Annotated in this window: 14 protein-coding genes and 6 pseudogenes; 14 read left to right on the top strand and 6 right to left on the bottom strand. The window is 71.7% G+C overall.

Features of this window, described 5'->3' with window-relative positions; genetic code table 11:
* Positions 1-54: 54 nt before the first annotated feature.
* Both grpE and hrcA read right to left on the bottom strand, forming a co-directional pair.
* A pseudogene (gene grpE / locus LJB71_RS07220) lies at positions 55-581 on the bottom strand (nucleotide exchange factor GrpE).
* Between the two features lie 53 nt (positions 582-634).
* Positions 635-1,685, bottom strand: a pseudogene (hrcA, locus tag LJB71_RS07215) (heat-inducible transcriptional repressor HrcA).
* A 77-nt stretch (positions 1,686-1,762) separates the two neighbouring features.
* Between hrcA and recN the strand changes: the two are divergent.
* The 9 genes and pseudogenes from recN to LJB71_RS07170 all read left to right on the top strand — a co-directional run bounded on the left by recN (position 1,763) and on the right by LJB71_RS07170 (position 9,275).
* A pseudogene (recN, locus tag LJB71_RS07210) lies at positions 1,763-3,418 on the top strand (DNA repair protein RecN).
* Between the two features lie 16 nt (positions 3,419-3,434).
* A complete protein-coding gene (locus tag LJB71_RS07205) occupies positions 3,435-4,076 on the top strand; it encodes a nucleotidyltransferase domain-containing protein (protein ID WP_259303654.1) in 642 nt (213 codons plus the stop codon).
* Positions 4,077-4,088: 12 nt separating this feature from the next.
* Entirely contained in the window at positions 4,089-4,523 is a 435-nt protein-coding gene (locus tag LJB71_RS07200; RefSeq protein WP_259303653.1) for a hypothetical protein, read from the top strand.
* A gap of 433 nt (positions 4,524-4,956) precedes the next feature.
* Positions 4,957-5,280, top strand: a complete 324-nt coding sequence (locus LJB71_RS07195) for a nucleotidyltransferase domain-containing protein (protein WP_259303652.1) — start codon at positions 4,957-4,959, stop codon at positions 5,278-5,280.
* Positions 5,270-5,614, top strand: coding sequence for a HepT-like ribonuclease domain-containing protein (locus LJB71_RS07190; RefSeq protein ID WP_259303651.1), 345 nt, complete (start codon positions 5,270-5,272; stop codon positions 5,612-5,614). The genes LJB71_RS07195 and LJB71_RS07190 overlap by 11 nt, the downstream gene beginning before the upstream one ends.
* A gap of 9 nt (positions 5,615-5,623) precedes the next feature.
* On the top strand, positions 5,624-6,199 hold the full coding sequence (locus LJB71_RS07185; RefSeq protein WP_259303650.1) for an amidohydrolase family protein: 576 nt from the start codon (positions 5,624-5,626) through the stop codon (positions 6,197-6,199).
* 10 nt (positions 6,200-6,209) lie between these two features.
* On the top strand, positions 6,210-6,635 hold the full coding sequence (locus LJB71_RS07180; RefSeq protein WP_259303649.1) for an amidohydrolase: 426 nt from the start codon (positions 6,210-6,212) through the stop codon (positions 6,633-6,635).
* An 18-nt stretch (positions 6,636-6,653) separates the two neighbouring features.
* Positions 6,654-7,929 (top strand): annotated as a pseudogene (gene kynU, locus LJB71_RS07175) (kynureninase).
* Positions 7,919-9,275 (top strand): annotated as a pseudogene (locus tag LJB71_RS07170) (NAD(P)/FAD-dependent oxidoreductase). Before kynU ends, LJB71_RS07170 begins: the two co-directional pseudogenes overlap by 11 nt.
* Positions 9,276-9,285: 10 nt before the next feature.
* On the opposite strand, the gene aroA reads toward LJB71_RS07170, so the two are convergent.
* From aroA to LJB71_RS07155, 3 genes and pseudogenes are all read right to left on the bottom strand, one after another.
* Positions 9,286-10,557 (bottom strand): 3-phosphoshikimate 1-carboxyvinyltransferase, encoded by a 1,272-nt coding sequence (aroA, locus tag LJB71_RS07165; RefSeq protein WP_259303648.1) that lies wholly within the window; start codon positions 10,555-10,557, stop codon positions 9,286-9,288.
* Between the two features lie 70 nt (positions 10,558-10,627).
* Positions 10,628-11,712: pseudogene (serC, locus tag LJB71_RS07160) on the bottom strand (3-phosphoserine/phosphohydroxythreonine transaminase).
* 74 nt (positions 11,713-11,786) lie between these two features.
* Positions 11,787-12,059, bottom strand: coding sequence for a polyhydroxyalkanoic acid system family protein (locus LJB71_RS07155; RefSeq protein WP_259303647.1), 273 nt, complete (start codon positions 12,057-12,059; stop codon positions 11,787-11,789).
* 122 nt (positions 12,060-12,181) lie between these two features.
* Here LJB71_RS07155 and LJB71_RS07150 point away from each other — a divergent pair, with 122 nt between their 5' ends.
* The gene (locus LJB71_RS07150) at positions 12,182-12,565 is read left to right on the top strand and encodes a hypothetical protein (protein ID WP_259303646.1); all 384 of its coding nucleotides are present in this window, start codon (positions 12,182-12,184) and stop codon (positions 12,563-12,565) included.
* Positions 12,523-12,954 (top strand): FHA domain-containing protein, encoded by a 432-nt coding sequence (locus LJB71_RS07145; RefSeq protein ID WP_259303645.1) that lies wholly within the window; start codon positions 12,523-12,525, stop codon positions 12,952-12,954. The genes LJB71_RS07150 and LJB71_RS07145 overlap by 43 nt, the downstream gene beginning before the upstream one ends.
* A gap of 10 nt (positions 12,955-12,964) precedes the next feature.
* On the opposite strand, the gene LJB71_RS07140 is transcribed toward LJB71_RS07145, so the two are convergent.
* The gene (locus tag LJB71_RS07140; RefSeq protein ID WP_259303644.1) at positions 12,965-13,687 is read right to left on the bottom strand and encodes a hypothetical protein; all 723 of its coding nucleotides are present in this window, start codon (positions 13,685-13,687) and stop codon (positions 12,965-12,967) included.
* A gap of 99 nt (positions 13,688-13,786) precedes the next feature.
* Between LJB71_RS07140 and LJB71_RS07135 the strand changes: the two genes are divergently transcribed.
* The 3 genes from LJB71_RS07135 to LJB71_RS07125 all read left to right on the top strand — a co-directional run bounded on the left by LJB71_RS07135 (position 13,787) and on the right by LJB71_RS07125 (position 16,890).
* Positions 13,787-15,049, top strand: a complete 1,263-nt coding sequence (locus LJB71_RS07135; protein ID WP_259303643.1) for a patatin-like phospholipase family protein — start codon at positions 13,787-13,789, stop codon at positions 15,047-15,049.
* Positions 15,050-15,123: 74 nt separating this feature from the next.
* Positions 15,124-15,768, top strand: coding sequence for a phasin family protein (locus LJB71_RS07130; RefSeq protein WP_259303642.1), 645 nt, complete (start codon positions 15,124-15,126; stop codon positions 15,766-15,768).
* A 159-nt stretch (positions 15,769-15,927) separates the two neighbouring features.
* Entirely contained in the window at positions 15,928-16,890 is a 963-nt protein-coding gene (locus LJB71_RS07125; RefSeq protein WP_259303641.1) for a restriction endonuclease, read from the top strand.
* Positions 16,891-17,035 lie beyond the last annotated feature (145 nt).

Raw genomic sequence — 17,035 nt, 5'->3', positions numbered from 1 at the left:
AGCTGCTATCTGGGGGTGCCGGCGGCGCCTTCAAGGCCGCGCGGCGGGCGGCATTCAGTCGTGCCTGGCCACGATCACCAGCGCCGGCCGCAGCAGCCGGCCGTTGAGCCGGTAGCCCTTCTGGAACACGTTGATGACGTGCCCGGGCGCGACGCCCTCGGCCTCGCCCTGGCGATCGCCTGGTGATGTTCGGGATCGAACGGCTGGCCGGTCGGGTCCAGCACTTCCATGCCGTTGTCGCTCGCCACCTTCAGCAGCTGCTTGTAGGTCAGCTCCAGCCCCTGGCGCAGCGCGCCGGCCTCGGCGCCGGCCGCAGCCAGGCCGGCGTCCAGGCTGTCGAACACCGGCAGCAGGTCGCTGAGCAGGCGCTCGTTGGCGAACTTGCGCGCCATCTCGATGTCGCGCGCCAGCCGCTTGCGCTGGTTCTCCAGGTCGGCGCGTTCGATCAACGACTGCGCCTTGAGCTGCTCGACTTCGGCGCGCAGCGCCTCCAGTTCGTCCTGCGGCTCCGCCGCGGCGGTGGTGTCGTTCGCGTCCTGCGTCGCGTCCTGCGTGGGGTCCTGGGTCGGGTCGTTGCTCATGTCCACGGTTCATTGTCGCGGCGGGCTGCCGCACCGAACCGGGCTATGGGGCCTCAGGAGTCGGGATTCAAGGCGGCCCCGAGCACCGCCGCGGTGGCCTCGACCACCGGGATCACCCGCTCGTAGGCCATCCGGCTGGGGCCGATCACCCCCAGCACGCCCAGCACCTGGCCGTCGCGGCCGTAGGGCGCGGAGACCAGCGACATGCCCTCCAGCGGCGCCAGCCCGGTTTCCTCACCGATGAACACGCGCATGCCGGGCGCCCTGGCGGTGCGCTCCAGCAGCTGCAGCAGCTCGCGCTTCTCGGCGAACGCCTCGAACAGCGCGCGCAGGCGCTCGAGATCGCCCAGCTCCTGCAGCCCCAGCAGGCGGGTCTGGCCGGCCACCACCATGTCGTCCTCGGGCGCCGGCGCGAACGCCTGCTCGGCCAGTTCCACGGAGCTGGCCAGCAGCCGCTCCATCTCGCTGCGGGCGTCGCGCAGCTCGCGCAGCAGGGCGGCACGGATCAGCGCCAGCGGCTTGCCCGGCGAAATGGGCGTTGAGGTAGTTCGCGGCCTGCTCCAGCTCGGACGGCGAGAACGCGCGCCGCACCTGCACCACCCGGTTCTGCACCTCGCCATCGGCGAACACCAGGATCGCCAGCACCCGCTGCGGATCCAGCGCCACGAAGTCGATCTGGCGGAACGCGAAGCTCTCGCGCCTGGGCACGCTGACCATGCCGGCGAAATGGGTCATCGCCGACAGCAGCTCCGAAGTGCTGCCCAGCAGCGCCTGGGTGCCGGCACCGGCGGGCAGCCCGCTGCGCAGGCGGTTCAATTCCTCGGCCGCCAGCGGCTTGACCTGCAGCAGCGAATCCACGAACAGCCGGTAGCCCTGCGCCGTGGGCACGCGGCCGGCCGAGCTGTGCGGCGCGGCCAGCAGGCCGGCATCCTCCAGCGAGGCCAGGATGTTGCGGATGGTGGCCGGGCTGATGTCGAGGCCCGCGTGGCGGGCCAGGGTCTGCGACCCCACCGGCTCACCGCTGCGGATGTGGCGCGCCACCAGCGTGCGCAGCAGCTGGCGCGCGCGCGGGTCCTGGCGGATGTCGTGGGGCTTGCGGGCCATGCCGCGGTTGTAAGCGCCGGCCGGCCGGCGTGCAACTGCTACCCGGCCAGCGACCGCCGCAGGCACAATGCCGCCCCATGCTGACCCGACTTTCGATCCGTGATTTCGCCGTGGTCGCCCAGGCCGAGCTGGAATTCGGCCCGGGGCTGACCGTGATCTCGGGCGAAACCGGCGCCGGCAAGTCGCTGCTGGTGGATGCGCTGGGCTTTCTGTGCGGCGCCCGCGGCGACGCCGGCGCGGTGCGCCACGGCGCCGAGCGCGCCGAGCTGTCCGCCGAATTCGCGCTGGACGACTGCCCGGCCGCCGCTGCCTGGCTGGCCGAAGCGGAGCTGGACGACGCCGGCGCCTGCCAGCTGCGGCGCACCCTGCGCGCCGACGGCGGCTCGCGTGCCTGGATCAACGGGCGCAGCGTGACGCTGGCGCAGCTGGCCGAGCTGGCCGCGCTGCTGGTGGACATCCACGGCCAGCACGCCCAGCAGGCGCTGCTGGTGCGCCCGCAGCAGACCCGGCTGCTGGACGATTTCGCCCGCCATCCCGCGCTGCTCGCCGCCGTGGCCGGCAGCGCCGGGCGCTGGAAAGCGCTGCAGCAGGAGCGCGACGCCCTGCTCGCCCGCGGCGACGTGGGCGAACGCCAGGCCTGGCTGCAGCACCAGCTGGACGAGCTGCAGGCGCAGCCGCTGGACCCGGCCGCGCTGGCCGAACTCGATGCCAGTCATCGCCGCCATGCCCACGCCGCCGCCCTGATCGCCGCCTGCGACGGCGCGCTGGACGCACTCGGCGGCGACGACGCGCTGACCCACCGCCTGCAGCACCTGCGCGGCGGCCTGCAGCGCGAGAGCGACCACGAGCCGCGGCTGGCCGAGGTGGACGCCATGCTCGATTCCGCCGCGATCCAGCTGGACGAGGCGCTGGCGCTGCTGCAACGCATCCGCGACGACCTCGACCTGGATCCGGCCGCGCTGGCCGAGATCGAACGCCAGCTGGTGCGGGTGCAGGACCTGGCGCGCAAGCACCGCGTCAGCCCGGACAAACTGGCGGCGCACCGCGACGCGCTGGCCGCCGAACTCGAATCGCTGGCGGATGCCGATGCACGCCTGCAGCGACTGGATCGCGCCATCGCCGCGGCACTCAGCGACTGGCAGGCCGCCGCCGCCGCGCTGTCCGCCTCCCGCCGCACGGCGGCCGATGCGCTGAGGCGCACGATCACCGCGCTCATGGGCGCGCTCGGCATGGCCGGGGCTGCTTCGAAGTCCTGCTGGAGCCAGGCCCCACCGGGACGCCCGATCCACTGGGCCGCGAGCGCGTGGAGTTCCTGGTCTCCGCCAACCCTGGCCAGCCGCCGCGGCCGCTGCGCAAGGTCGCCTCCGGCGGCGAGCTTTCGCGCATCTCGCTGGCGATCGAGGTGGCCACCCAGGGCCAGGACGCCGCCGCCACCCTGGTGTTCGACGAAGTGGATGCCGGCATCGGCGGCGCGGTAGCCGCCGCGGTCGGCGCCAAGCTACGCGCGCTGGGCGCCACCCGGCAGGTGCTGTGTCACCCACCAGCCGCAGGTCGCCGCCGCCGGCCATGCGCAATACCGGGTCAGCAAGGCGGCGAAGGATGGCATCACCCAGTCCTCCGTGGTCGCGCTGGACGCCGCCGGCCGCATCGACGAGATCGCCCGCATGCTGGGCGGTGCGGATGTCAGCAAGGAAGCGCGGGCGGCGGCGAGGAAGCTGCTGGAAAGCGCCTGAGCGCGGCCGCTTGCATTTGCCCGATTTGGGCATTACTTTGCCCGATATGGGCACCCCTCCCCGCCAGCGCGTCAGCGAAGCCGCAGCGCTCTATGCCAGCACCAATCTGGCGGATGCGCTGTTCACCACCACCCAGCAGCGCGTGCTGGGTTGCCTGTTCGGCGAACCGGGGCGCACCTTCTCCATCAGCGAACTGATCCAGGTCACCGGTGCCGGCAGCGGCGCGGTGCAGCGCGAAGTCGCCCGCCTTGCAGGCAGTGGCCTACTGTTGATGGCGCCGCTGGGCAACCAGAAGCGCTACCGCGCCAACCCGGATGCGCCCATCCACGACGAGCTGGCGTCCATCGTGCGCAAAACCTTCGGGCTGGCCGCCCCGCTGCGCGAAGCACTGGCACCGCTGGCGGACCGGCTGCGGATGGCTTTCGTCTATGGCTCCGTTGCCAAGGGCAGCGACACCGCCGCCAGCGACATCGACCTGATGCTGGTCACCGAGGACCTGACCTACCCGGAGGTCATGGCCGCCTTGCATCCGCTGATCGAACGCCTAGGCCGTGAGATCAACCCCACCCCCTCTACACCGCGGCCGACCTGCGTAAACGCATTGCAGCGGGGAACAGCTTCATCACCCGCGTGCTGGCCCAGCCGCGCCTCTGGCTGATCGGAGGCGAGCATGACCTCGCCGCTTGAACACCTGGCCGGTCCGGGCAAGCCGTTGGCGCCCGAACCGCCCGACGCCAACGAAATCGCCGGCCTGCTGCGCTCGGGGCAGGCACGGCTGGCGGATGCCCGCAATGCCTCGCTGTCGCTGGACAGCCGCTTCGACCTTGCCTACAACGCCGCCCACGCCTTCTGCCTGGCCGCGCTGCGCCGGCAAGGCTATCGCCCCCGCCACCGCTACATCGTGTTCCAGGCGCTGCCGCAGACGCTGGGCCTGGGTCCCGAGGTCTGGCGCGTGCTGGCCAAGGCGCATGAGCTGCGCAACCTGGCCGAGTACGAAGGGCATGTGGACGTGGAGGAGCGGCTGGTGACGGATGTGATCGCGGTCTGTGAGACCGTCGCGCAGACAATCGGCCAAATCGAACCTGACCTACGGAAACCCCGCTGAATGCCCACGCTGAACCGGATCGGCAAAGATGCCGTCGTGACCCATCACAAGGACGTGCCGTATCGGCTGCTGGAACCGGTGCCGGAATTGTCCTGCGCCCCCCACGGAGGACACGCCGGAAGACAGCGGCAACCTGATCGTGCAGGGCGACAACCTGCTGGCGCTGAAGGCCCTGTGACCAGCCCGCATAGGTCGAAAAGCGCCGCGTGGGGGAACTGTGGGCACGCCGTGCAGGCGAGAATACCACTTCGTGATGCCCAAGCAGCGCGATTGGGCCTCCATTCGTGCCGCTTTGAACGGATGCCACCGCCGTGCCCAGGATCGACACCCGCCGCCGCGACTTCTCCGGTCAATCGACCCGGCCAACGCATCGCGTCATACGCCCTGGCCGCTTGTTCGCCCCTATCGACCAATGTGCCCGTAAGCTGTTGCCATGAACGCAACCACCCCTTCGCTGCAACGCCTGCACGCGCACTGCGCGGAACTCGAAGCGCTGCGCCGCCGTCATCACGTCCGCAGGCTGGAACTGTTCGGCTCCGCCGCGCGGGGGCAGGCCGCCACGGGCAGCGATTACGACTTCCTGGTGGAGTTCGCGCCGCTGCCACCTGGCGGTTATGCAGATGCGTATTTCGGCTTGCTGGAAGAGCTGCAGGAGTTGCTGGATTCGCCGGTTGAACTCATGGTCGAGCGCGCGATCCGCAACCCCTACTTCCGCCAGGCGGTGCAGACGCACCGGGAGCCGGTTTATGCAGCTTGAATCCACCAAATACCTGTTCGATGTCCAAAGCGCGGCGCGGACACTTGCCGGATTCGTGGCAGGCCGCGACGGGGATTCCCGCCAGCGCGATGCAATGCTGCGCGCCGCGGTGGAACGCCAGTTCGAGATCATCGGCGAAGCCTCGTCGCAGCTAGGTCGCCGTGATTCCACGCTGCTTGCGCGCATCCCCGATCACCGGCGCATCATCGCGTTCCGGAACATCCTGATCCACGGCTACGCCGATGTCGACGATGCGCTGGCCTGGGACATCGTGCAAACCCGGTTGCCGCTCTTGTTGGCACAGGTGGAAGCCCTGCTGCAGAGGAAAGGCTAGGCGGCCACCATGCTCAAGATCGACACCCACGCCCACTACCTGCCGCGCGACTGGCCCGACCTTGCCAGCAAATACGGCGACAACCGCTTCCCGGTGATCCATCACGGCGACGACGGCCGCCACCGCATCTACAAGGACGGCAAGTTCTTCCGCGAAATCTGGCCGAAGACCTGGGACCCGCAGATCCGCATCGACGACTACGCCGGCTTCGGCGTGCAGGTGCAGGTGCTCTCGACGGTGCCGGTGATGTTCAGCTACTGGGCCAAGGCGCACCAGGCGCTGGAGCTGCACCGCGCGCTCAACGACCACATGGCCGAGGCCTGCCGCACCTATCCGCGCCACTACGCCGGGATCGGCACGGTGCCGCTGCAGTCGCCGCCGCTGGCGGTGCGCGAGCTGGAACGCTGCATGGACGAGCTGGGCCTGCAGGGCGTGCAGATCGGCTCGCACGTGGGCGACTGGAATCTGGATGCGCCGGAGCTGTTCGAGTTCTTCGAGGCCGCCAGCGACCTCGGCGCGGCGATCCTGGTCCACCCGTGGGACATGATGGGCGCGGAATCGATGCCGAAGTACTGGCTGCCGTGAGCTGGTGGGGATGCCGGCCGAGCAGTCGCGCGCGGCCTGCTGCCTGATCTTCGGCGGCGTTCTGGAGCGCCTGCCGAAGCTGCGCATCGCGCTGGCCCACGGCGGCGGCAGCTTCCCTTACACCATCGGCCGGATCGAGCACGGCTTCCACATGCGCCCGGATCTGGTGGCCACCGACAACTTCCGCAATCCGCGCGAATACCTGAAGCGGCTGTATTTCGATTCCTGGGTGGCCGACGAGGCCGCGCTGCGCTACCTGCTGGAGACCTGCGGCAGCGACCGCGTGATGCTGGGCACCGACTACCCCTTCCCGCTGGGTGAGCAGGTACCGGGCGCAGGCATCGAACGCCTGGCGCTGGACGCGGCCGAGCGCGCCCGTCTGTACCACGGCACCGCGCTGGAATGGCTGGGGTTGCCCGCCGCGCGCTTCGCCTGATCATTGCCGAAAATACCGATGACCGACCTCTACTCCGACGCCCACGCCGCCGCCCTCGACGCCGCCGACCCCCTGCGCGGCTTCCGCGACGAGTTCCACCTCCCGCTGCACGCCGGCGCGCCGCAGGCCTATTTCGTCGGCAATTCGCTGGGCCTGCAGCCGAAGGGCGCGCGCGCGCACGTCGAGCAGGTGCTTCAGAAATGGGCGAGCGAGGCGGTGGAAGGCCACTTCACCGGCGAGGCGCAGTGGCTGGACTACCACGCGCTGGTGCGCGACGGCCTGGCGCGGGTGGTCGGCGCGCAGCCGTCGGAAGTGGTGGCGATGAATTCGCTGACCGTGAACCTGCATCTGCTGCTGGTCAGCTTCTACCGCCCCACCCGCGAGCGTCCGGCGATCCTGCTGGAAGCCGGGAGCTTCCCCTCCGACCGCTACGCGCTGGAATCGCAGCTGCGCTTCCACGGCTTCGACCCGGCCACCGACCTGATCGAAGTGGAGCCCGATGCCGACGGCGGCACCATCTCGATGGCGGCGATCGAGCGCGCCATCGCCACCCACGGCCATCGCCTGGCGCTGGTGCTGTGGCCGGGCGTGCAGTACCGCACCGGGCAGGCGTTCGACCTCGCCGCGATCACCCGCCTCGCCCATGCGGCGGGCGCGGTGGTCGGCTTCGACCTCGCCCATGCGGTCGGCAACCTGCCGCTGGCGCTGCACGATGCCGGCGCCGACTTCGCGGTCTGGTGCCACTACAAGTACATGAACGCCGGCCCCGGCGCGGTGGCCGGCGCGTTCGTGCACGCGCGTCACGCGCGCAGCGACCGCCCGCGCTTCGCCGGCTGGTGGGGCCACGACGAGGCGACCCGCTTCCGCATGGGCCCGCAGTTCTCGCCCACCCCCGGTGCCGACGGCTGGCAGCTGTCGAATCCGCCGATCCTCGCGCTGGCGCCGCTGCGCGCCGCGCTGGCGCTGTTCGACCGCGCCGGGATGCCGGCGCTGCGCGCCAGAGTCCGAACGCCTGACCGGCTACCTGGAACAACTGATCGATGCCGGCCTGGGCGACGTGCTGCAGGTGCTGACCCCGCGCGACGGCGCGCAGCGCGGCTGCCAGCTGTCGCTGCGGGTGCGCGGCGGGCGCGAGCGCGGACGGGCGCTGTTCGAGTTCCTGGCCGCGCGCGGCGTGCTCGGCGACTGGCGCGAGCCGGACGTGATCCGGATCGCGCCGGTACCGCTGTACAACACCTTTGCCGACGTGCTGCGGTTCGCGCGCAGCGTGCGGAGGTGGCGCCATGCGGGCTGACCATGCGCTCACCATCATCGGCGGCGGCCTGGCCGGCGCCCTGCTCGCCACCCTGCTGGCCCGGCGCGGGTGGTCGGTGGACGTGTTCGAACGGCGCGGCGACCCGCGCGTGGAAGGCTATGCCGGCGGGCGCTCGATCAACCTGGCGCTGGCCGAACGCGGCCTGCACGCGCTGCGCCTGGCCGGCGCGGACGGCGCGGTGCTGGAGCAGGCGGTGATGATGCGCGGCCGCTATGTGCACCCGCTGCAGGGCACGCCCGGCCTGCAGCGCTACGGGCGCGACGATTCCGAGGTGATCTGGTCGATCAACCGCGGCGAGCTGAACCTGGTGCTGCTCACCATCGCCGAATCACACGGCGCGCGCCTGCATTTCGACCACGCGCTGGAGCGGGTCGATTTCGACGCCCGCAGCGCCAGCTTCCGCCATCATGCCGAGGCCGTTTCGCACCCGTTCCGCGCGCTGATCGGCGCGGATGGCGCCGGCTCCACCCTGCGCGCCGAGATGGCGAAGGTGCGGCCGCTGGGCGAACGCACCGAATGGCTCGACCACGGCTACAAGGAGCTGGAGATCCCGCCGGCCGCCGACGGCGGCTTCCGGATCGAACCCAATGCGCTGCACATCTGGCCGCGCGGGCACTACATGTGCATCGCCCTGCCCAACGACGAGCGCACCTTCACGGTGACGCTGTTCCTGCCGCACCGCGGTGCGACCCCAGCTTCGAAACGGTGCAGACCGGCGACGATGCGCTGGCGCTGTTCCGCGAGCAGTTCCCGGATGCGCTGGCGCTGATTCCGCAGCTGCGATGCGATTACGAAACCAACCCCGTCGGGCACCTCGGGACACTCCGGCTCGACCGCTGGCATCTGGACGACCGCGCGGTGCTGCTGGGCGATGCCGCGCACGCGATGGTGCCGTTCCACGGCCAGGGCATGAACTGCGCGTTCGAGGACTGCGTGGCGCTGGCCGACCACCTTGAACGCGCCCCGACGCTGGCCGAGGCGTTCGCCGCGTTCGAGGCCGAGCGCAAGCCGAACGCGGCGGCGATCCAGCAGATGGCGCTGGAGAACTACATCGAGATGCGCGACCGGGTGGACGATGCCGATTACCTGCTGCAGCGCGCGCTGGAACTGGCGCTGCAGGACCGGCATCCCGGCCGCTTCGTCCCGCACTACGCGATGGTCACCTTCATGCGCATCCCGTACGCGCTGGCGCTGCACCGCAGCGAGGTGCAGCGCGGGCTGCTGCAGGCCGCCACCCGCGGCATCGAAACCCTCGCGCAGGTGGATTGGGCCGCGCTGGATGCCGCGGTCGAGCGCAGCTGCCGCCGCTGGACGCGGCGGCCTGAGCACGGCGGCTCAGGCCAGCCCGAAGCCCGCCTGCCGCGCCAGCGCGTCGAATCCGGGGAACGAGGTGGCGACGTTGGCCACGTCGCAGATGCGCACCGCGCCCGCCGCGCACTGGGCAGCGACCGCGAACGCCATCGCGATGCGGTGGTCGCCGTGGCTGCACACGGCGCCGCCCTGCAGCGATCCGGGATGAATCGTGGCGCCGTCCGCGGTCTCGTCCACCCGCAGCCCCAGCGCGCGCAGGCCCGCCGCCATCACCGCCAGGCGATCGGATTCCTTCACCCGCAGCTCGGCCGCGCCGCTGACCCGCGTCACCCCCTCGGCGCAGGCGGCGGCCACGAACAGCGCCGGGAACTCGTCGATCATGTCTGGCACCAGCGCCTCGGGCACCGCGATCCCGCGCAGCGGCGCGTGGCGCACCACCAGATCCGCGACCGGCTCGCCGCCGTGGCTGGCCGGGTTTTCCTCGCGGATGTCCGCGCCCATCATCCGCAGCGCGTGCAGCAGCCCGGTGCGGCGCGGGTTCAACCCCACCTGCCGCAGGCGCAGCTCGGACCCGGGCACGATGCTGGCGGCGACCAGGAAGAACGCCGCCGAGGAGAAATCGGCCGGCACCGCCACGTCGGTGGCGCGCAGGCGCTGGCCACCACGCAGGCGCGCGTACCCGGGCGCGAAATCGATCTCCACGCCGAACGCGGCCAGCATGCGCTCGCTGTAATCGCGGGTCGGGTGCGGCTCGCGCACTACGGTCTCGCCGGCGGCGTACAGACCCGCCAGCAGCAGCGCCGACTTCACCTGCGCGCTGGCGACCTCCAGCGTGTGCTCGGCCCCGACCAGGCGCTGCCCGCCGTGGATGCGCAGCGGCGGCGTGCCGCCATCCGCCGTGTCGATGCGCGCGCCCATCGCCGCCAGCGGCACGGTGACGCGGCGCATCGGCCGCTTCGACAGCGAGGCATCGCCCACCAGCACCGCATCGAAGCGCTGCGCCGCCAGCAGGCCGGCCAGCAGGCGCATGCCGGTACCGGCGTTGCCGCAGTCCAGCGGGCCATCCGGTGCCTGCAGGCCGTCGATGCCCACGCCGTGCACGATCCGCCGCGACGGCGACGGCGTCCCGATGCGCACGCCCAGACGCGCGAAGATCGCTGCGGTGGCGCGGGTGTCCTCGCCTTCCAGAAAGCCGTCGATGGTCGAGGTGCCGTCGGCCAGCGCCGCCAGCATCACCGCACGGTGCGACACCGATTTGTCGCCGGGGATGGCCAGCGTCCCGCGCAGCGGCCCCATCGGGGCGGCCTGCCAATCCTGGCGCGTGCACATGGCGTGGCCAGCCGCGCGATCAACCACATCCGACGCCTCAGCCATGGCGGGCCTGGAACTCGCGCATGAACTCGGCCAGGGCCTGCACGCCGGCCTCCGGCATCGCGTTGTAGAGGGAGGCGCGCATTCCGCCGAGCACACGGTGGCCCTTCAGACCGATCAACCCGGCCTGGCGGGCTTCGGCCAGAAAGACCGGATCCAGCGCCGGATCGTGCAGGAAAAACGGCACGTTCATGCGCGAGCGCGCAACAGCAGCGACTTCGTTGCGATAGAACCCACCGGAGCCATCGATGGCGGCATACAGCAGCGCCGCCTTGCGCGCAGTGCGGCAGGCGAACTCGGCCACGCCGCCTTCGTCCAGCATCCAGCGCACGGTCAGGCCCAGCACGTACCAGTTCCAGCTCGGCGGGGTGTTGAGCATCGACTCGGCCGCCAGCTGGGCGCGGTAGTCGAGGATCGGCGCGCGCGGCGCCCGGCGCGCTCCAGCAGGTCGCGGCGGATGATGACGACGGTGATGCCGACCGGCCCGAGGTTCTTCTGCGCGCCGGCATAGACGACGCCGAACTTCGTCAGATCCAGCGGCCCGGAGGCGATCGAGGAGCTGAAGTCCGCGACCAGCGGCACTTCGCCCGCTTCCGGGATGTCGCGCCACTCCACGCCGTGGATGGTCTCGTTGGCGGTGACGTGGACGTAGGCCGCAGCGTCCGAGAGCCGCCACCGCGCGCGTGGTGGCAGGTCGCGAAAGCCGCCGGCCTCGCTGCTGGCGGCGATGCGCGCCTCCACGCAGGGCGCGGCCTGCTTCAGCGCGGTCTTGCCCCAGTGCCCGCTGATCACGTAGTCGCAGGGCTGGCCTGGCGCGGCGAAGTTCAGCGGCAGCAGCGCCTGCACCGTGGTCGCCCCGCCCGCCGTGAACAGCACCGCGTAGTCGTCGGGGATCGCCAGCAGCGCGCGCAGGTCGGCCTCGGCCTGGCGCGCGACCGCGAGGAACTCCGGTCCGCGGTGGCTGATTTCCAGGATCGAGGCGCCGGCGTCGGCGTACTCCAGCAGCGTCGCCTGCGCCTGCCGCAACACCGGCTCAGGCAGCATCGCCGGGCCGGGACTGAAGTTGTAGGCGCGGGTCATCGTGGAAGGTCCAGCCATGGAGGGAAGCCGCAAGTATGCCGCAGCGCAGCAGCCCGGCGCGCCCGCGGCGCTGCTCAGAAGCGCTCTTTGAGCACGCGCCGGATTTCGGCCTCGATCGGCTCCTTGAACATCGCCGCGAGCAAGCCCAGCCTGGCGTGCACGTGCAGCGCCTTGTCCTGCACCTCGATCTGCCCGTCCACCCCGGAGCGCGAGAAATGCAGGGCATCGCCCTGCCAGGCGTAGTCCACCTGGAAACGCTCCTGCAGCTTGTGTGCCACCTCCTCCACCGCCTTGCGGGCCTGTGCCTTGGACAGCGCGTGGGCATGGCGGATATCGATGCGGGACATGGCGACTCGGCAGGCGTGGGCGATGCCGCATTCTGCCGGCAGCCCGCAGGCCGCGACAACCGCCCACGCGCGGTCCGCCGCGAAAGCGGAAACCGCGCGCCTGCATGCTAGATTGCGCGGCGATGACTGCCCTGCGCCTGCGCTTCTGCGACGACTCCCGCCCCGACCTGCCGCTGGACACCGGCGTGCATGCGCTCGCGCGCCAGGGCGCCGGGCTGGCGCCGGTGGCCAGCGATGGCCCGTGGCTGCTGCAGCTCTGCCATGACCGCCGCGGCATCTGGATGACGGTGGCGCCGGGCACGCGCGGCATCCACGTCAACGGCCGCCCGGTGCAGCAGCTGGCCATGCTGCGCGCCGGCGACAGCATCCACGTCGATGGCCAGGAACTGCTGCTGGTCGGCACGCGCGGCGAACAGCCGCTGCCGGCGTCTCCGGCGCGACCGGGGAAGGGTCGCTGCGGCTGGTGCTGCGCGGGATCGGCGGCGACCACCACGGCCGCAGCCTGAGCCTGGAAAAACCGCGCCGGATCGGCAGCAGCGCGCGCGCCGACCTGCGCATCGACGATCACGGCATCGCCCCCGAGCATGCCGTGCTGGAGCTGGTGGACGGCCAGCCGCTGCTGCACCAGACCGCGGCCGAGGTGCTGGTGAACGGCACCCCGGCGCGCCAGGCGGTGCTGCAGGCGGGCGACCAGCTGGTATTCGGTGGCCGTCACCGCTTCGTGCTGGAAGGCCCGCCGCCGTCGGCGGTGGCGACCGATCCGCTGCCGGAGCCGCCCGCGGAGGCGCCGCCTGCCCCGCTCCGACACTGGAGCCAGCGCGTGCCGTGGCTGCTGGTCGTGGCCCTGCTGCTGGCCGCGGGGATGTGGGCGCTGCTGGTGTTCGGGGCGCGCTGAGCGCAGCCGGTCAGGCCGGCGCGAACGGCGCCGGGTCGCCCGCGAACAGGCGCTGCATCACCCGGGTTTCCGAACCGCGGATGCGTTCCAGGAAGGCCTGCGCATCGCCCAGCGCGGCGAACGCCTCGAAGCCGCGTTCGAGAAACGACTGCAGCGCGCCCAGGCCGGCCGCGCGCGCCGGCAGCCGCGACAGCCGCAGCAGGCGGCCCACGCCCGGCATCCGCAGCGCCGCGGCCAGGCCGCCGCCGACCTCCGCGATCAGCGCGATCTGGCGCGCACGCAGGCGCGGATGCCCGACCCGGCGATAGGCCTGCGCGTACAGGTCCGCATCCAGCGCGCGCCCGGCCGGCACCAGCGCCTCTAGCGCCTGCGCCATGCGCAGGTCGAAGGCATGACTGAGCGCCGCCAGCGCGATCGCCTCCGCCAGCGTCTGCAGCAAGGGTTCGGGCAGCAGCCGCTGCATCATCGGCAGCACCCGCGCGATGTCGGCATCGCGCTGGCGGAAATCGCGGTCGCCGTACACGTCGGTGAGGAAGAAGCGCGCGGCCGGGCGCTGCGCCGGATCGCGCAGGAACGCCGCGAAGCTCCGTTCCAGCCGCTGCGCCTGCCAGCGCTGCAGGCGCGGCAGCCACGGCAGGCGGTTGCGCGGCTCGCAGGCGGGATCACACAGGCGCTGGTGCAGCTGCAGGCGCCGTTGCAGCCGCGCCTGCAGGTCGGAACGGGAGGACGGCATACCGCCAGTGTCGGGCCGTCCGCGCGTCCGGCGCAACCGCCCATACGCAAGGGTATACACTCGCCCCTGCCCGGTTTTCGCCGTCGATCGCTTCCCTGCATGCTGTCCCTGCACACCGCCCACGCCCCGCGCCCCGCCCACCCGCCGCCCCGCATCGGGCTGGCGATCGCCGGCGGCGGCCCGGTCGGCGCGATGTACGAACTGGGCGCGCTGCGCGCGCTGGACGAAGCCTGCGAGGGCCTGGACCTCACCCGCCTGGACAGCTACGTCGGGGTCAGCTCGGGCGCATTCTTCGCCGCCGGCCTGGCCAACGGCATGGACACCGCCACCCTGTGCCGGATCTTCATCACCGGCGACGACCCGGACGTGCGCTTCCGCCCGGAGACCTTCCTGCGCCCGGCGCTGGGCGAATACCTGGCGCGCGCCGCCTCGCTGCCGCGGCTCAGCGCGCGCCTGCTGCGCGATGCCTGGTCCGGCCGCACCGATTCGCGCTGGTCCGACCTGATCACCCGCGCCGGCAGCCTGGTGCCGACCGGGCTGTTCGACAACGCGGCGGTGGAACGCTTCCTGCGCGAGGTCTTCACCCGCCGCGGCCGCAGCAACGATTTCCGCACACTCGGACGCCCGCTGTACGTGATCGGGGTGGATCTGGACAGCGGCGAAACCATCCCCTTCGGCGCGCCTGGCTGGGACGATGTACCGATCTCGCGCGCCGTGCAGGCCAGCGCCGCGCTGCCGGGGCTTTATCCACCGGTGGAACTGCGCGACCGCCGCGGCCGCGTGCGCCATGTGGTGGACGGGGCCCTGCGCCGCACCATGCACGCCTCGATGGTGCTGAATCGCGGGATCGACCTGATGCTGGGGATCAACCCGCTGGTGCCGTTCAACCCCGCCACCGATGCCGGCGCGCAGGCCGAGGCCCACCGCTTCAGCGACCGCCGGATCGCCCAGGGCGGGCTGCCCGGCGTGCTCTCGCAGACCCTGCGCACCATGCTGCAGTCGCGCATGCAGGTGGGGCTGGCACGCTATCCGCAGCAGTACCCGGGGATCGACCAGCTGGTGTTCGAACCCAATGCCGGCGACCGCGAGCTGTTCTACACCAACATCTTCAGCTTCTCGGCGCGCCGCCGCATCTCGCAGTTGGCCTACCGCAACACCCTGGCCGACCTGCGCCGCCGCCGCGCAGAGCTCGCACCGCTGCTGGCGCGGCATGGCATCCATCTGCGCGAAGACGTGATCGCCGACCGCCCGCGCTCGATCGTCGCGCACCTGCCGCCCGCGCGCCGCGCCACCGTCACCACCGCGCGCCTGGCGCGTGCCCTGGACGACCTCGAACACGGCCTGCGTCAACGCATGGTGTGAATGCTCTAGACAGCGCGCCGATCCTGCCCTGGAATCCACACCGCACGCGTCCATCGACGCAGGGAGGCTCCACCATGGCCAAGCTGAAGAAGACCGCCGCCAAGACCACCCGCAAGCCGGGCAGCAAGCCGGCCGGCGGCAGCAAGGGCAAGGCCGGCGCCGCCGGCAAGCTGCACGTCGCGTTCAACCCCAGGAGCCTCACCGAATCCGCGCAGCAGATCTGGCTGGCCGGCATGGGCGCTTTCACCCGTGCCCAGGCCGAAGGCGGCAAGCTGTTCGAAACCCTGGTCCGCGACGGGCTGTCGCTGGAGCAGACCGCGCGCCAGTTCGCCGGCAGCCGCGCCAACGCCGTGCGTGATGCGGTGGAAGGCCAGGTCGGCCAGGCCCGCGAACGCGCCGCCGACACCTGGGACAAGCTGGAAAAGGTGTTCGAGGACCGGGTGCAGCGCGCGCTGGTGAAACTGGGCGTGCCCGGCCGCGACGACCTGCAGGCGCTGAGCGAGCGGGTGGAACGCCTGACCGAGGCCGTGCGCAAGGCCAGCGGCGGCGCGCCGGCCAAATCCGCAGCGGCGAAGAAAACCACCGGCAAGCCGGCCAAGGCCGCCAAACCGGCGCGCAAGGCGGCTGCGAAAGTCACGCGGACCGCGCGCAAGGTGACGCGCAAGGCACCGGCCCAATCCACGGCCAAGCCGGCCGCTTCCGCCGAACAGGCCCAGTAAACCCTTCCCGCACTGCCCGATGCCCCCGCCCTGCGGGGGCGTTGCGTTTTCAGGAAGCCGTCTCTGGAATCCCGCGAGAATGGCCTGCCCGCGGCCCCGTTTCGCGTCCCTGACGTATAGTGACGCCCCTCGCATCCCCCCGAACTGCCGCGTCCACGCATGATCGCCATCGTCATCGCCCTGATCGTCTTCGCCCTCTCCGGCTTCGGGCTGGGCTACTGGCTGCAGCGCAACAGCGCGGCGCGCCAGGCCAGCCAGCCGCAGCCGCGCGGCGCCGACCAGCTGGCCAAGCTGCACTGGCGCGAGTTCGCCAAGCTCGTGCTGCAGGCGATGCATGCGCGCGGCTTCGACCCGGTGATCGAAGACGGCATGCCGGCCGACGGCATCCCCACCAACGGCAACGACATCCTGCTGGAGCGCGACGGCGAGCGCGCCCTGCTCGCCAGCAAATACGGCACCGCCTCGCTGGTGGGTGCCTCGGCCCTGCTGGGGCTGGCCAAGTCCGCGACCCTGCGCGGCGCCGCCCGGGTGATCGTGGTCACCCCGGGCCGCTTCGACGAAGAGGCCACCCGCCTGGCCCTGCAGCAGAACATCGAGCTGATCGACGGCGAAGCCCTGTGGCCGGAAGTGCGGCCGTACGTGGCGCATCCGGAAGAGCCGCCCACCGACGCGGCCCAGGCCGGCGCACAGGCGCGCGGCCCGCTGCTGGCCTGGGGCGGCGCGGCGGTGATCGGCGTGCTGGCATGGGGGCTGGCGCAGGCCCTGCTGCCGGCTGGCGGCGCCGATGACGACATGCCGCCGCCACCGCCGGTCATCGCCAAGGCCAAGGCCGCCGCGCAGGCGCCGATGGCGATGGAGGCGATCCCCACCGACCCCGCCCAGCTCGAGCAGCGCCGGCGCGAGGCCGCCAACGCCATCTCCACCCTGTTCGGCGTGGATCGCGCGCTGTGGTCCACCCAGTCCACGCTGCTGGTATACCTCAACAGCGAGGATGCCGATCCGGTGAGCGAGCTGTGCCCGCTGCTGGAGCGCTATCCGGAACTGGCCGCCTCGCGCGTGCAGCTGCAGCCACCGGCCGGCAGCAAGAAGCCGGTGCGCTTCAAGCAGTGCCGCACCTACTGATCCCGGGCCGGCCACGCGGGCCGTAAAGCGCGCGCTCCCGTCGGGTGCGACCACGCAGCCTCCCGATCCGAATGCTCCCACGTCCCCGTTCGCGTGAGCGCGCGCTCCCGTTCGTGGTGAGCCTGTCGAACCATGAACGGGAACG

This window comes from Thermomonas sp. S9 (assembly GCF_024704365.1).
Taxonomy (GTDB): Bacteria; Pseudomonadota; Gammaproteobacteria; order Xanthomonadales; family Xanthomonadaceae; genus Thermomonas.
Note: the sequence above shows the minus strand (reverse complement) of the source record. Positions and strands in the feature narration are given on the sequence as shown.

What these genes read in the sequence shown, in the direction of transcription:
- LJB71_RS07195 (WP_259303652.1), top strand. Translation starts at nt 4,957, where the DNA reads ATGAACGCAACCACCCCTTCGCTGCAACGCCTGCACGCGCACTGCGCG.
- LJB71_RS07140 (WP_259303644.1), bottom strand. Translation starts at nt 13,687, where the DNA reads ATGCCGTCCTCCCGTTCCGACCTGCAGGCGCGGCTGCAACGGCGCCTG.
- LJB71_RS07190 (WP_259303651.1), top strand. Translation starts at nt 5,270, where the DNA reads ATGCAGCTTGAATCCACCAAATACCTGTTCGATGTCCAAAGCGCGGCG.
- aroA (WP_259303648.1), bottom strand. Translation starts at nt 10,557, where the DNA reads ATGGGGCCGCTGCGCGGGACGCTGGCCATCCCCGGCGACAAATCGGTG.
- LJB71_RS07130 (WP_259303642.1), top strand. Translation starts at nt 15,124, where the DNA reads ATGGCCAAGCTGAAGAAGACCGCCGCCAAGACCACCCGCAAGCCGGGC.
- LJB71_RS07180 (WP_259303649.1), top strand. Translation starts at nt 6,210, where the DNA reads ATGCCGGCCGAGCAGTCGCGCGCGGCCTGCTGCCTGATCTTCGGCGGC.
- LJB71_RS07135 (WP_259303643.1), top strand. Translation starts at nt 13,787, where the DNA reads ATGCTGTCCCTGCACACCGCCCACGCCCCGCGCCCCGCCCACCCGCCG.
- LJB71_RS07185 (WP_259303650.1), top strand. Translation starts at nt 5,624, where the DNA reads ATGCTCAAGATCGACACCCACGCCCACTACCTGCCGCGCGACTGGCCC.
- LJB71_RS07200 (WP_259303653.1), top strand. Translation starts at nt 4,089, where the DNA reads ATGACCTCGCCGCTTGAACACCTGGCCGGTCCGGGCAAGCCGTTGGCG.
- LJB71_RS07155 (WP_259303647.1), bottom strand. Translation starts at nt 12,059, where the DNA reads ATGTCCCGCATCGATATCCGCCATGCCCACGCGCTGTCCAAGGCACAG.
- LJB71_RS07150 (WP_259303646.1), top strand. Translation starts at nt 12,182, where the DNA reads ATGACTGCCCTGCGCCTGCGCTTCTGCGACGACTCCCGCCCCGACCTG.
- LJB71_RS07125 (WP_259303641.1), top strand. Translation starts at nt 15,928, where the DNA reads ATGATCGCCATCGTCATCGCCCTGATCGTCTTCGCCCTCTCCGGCTTC.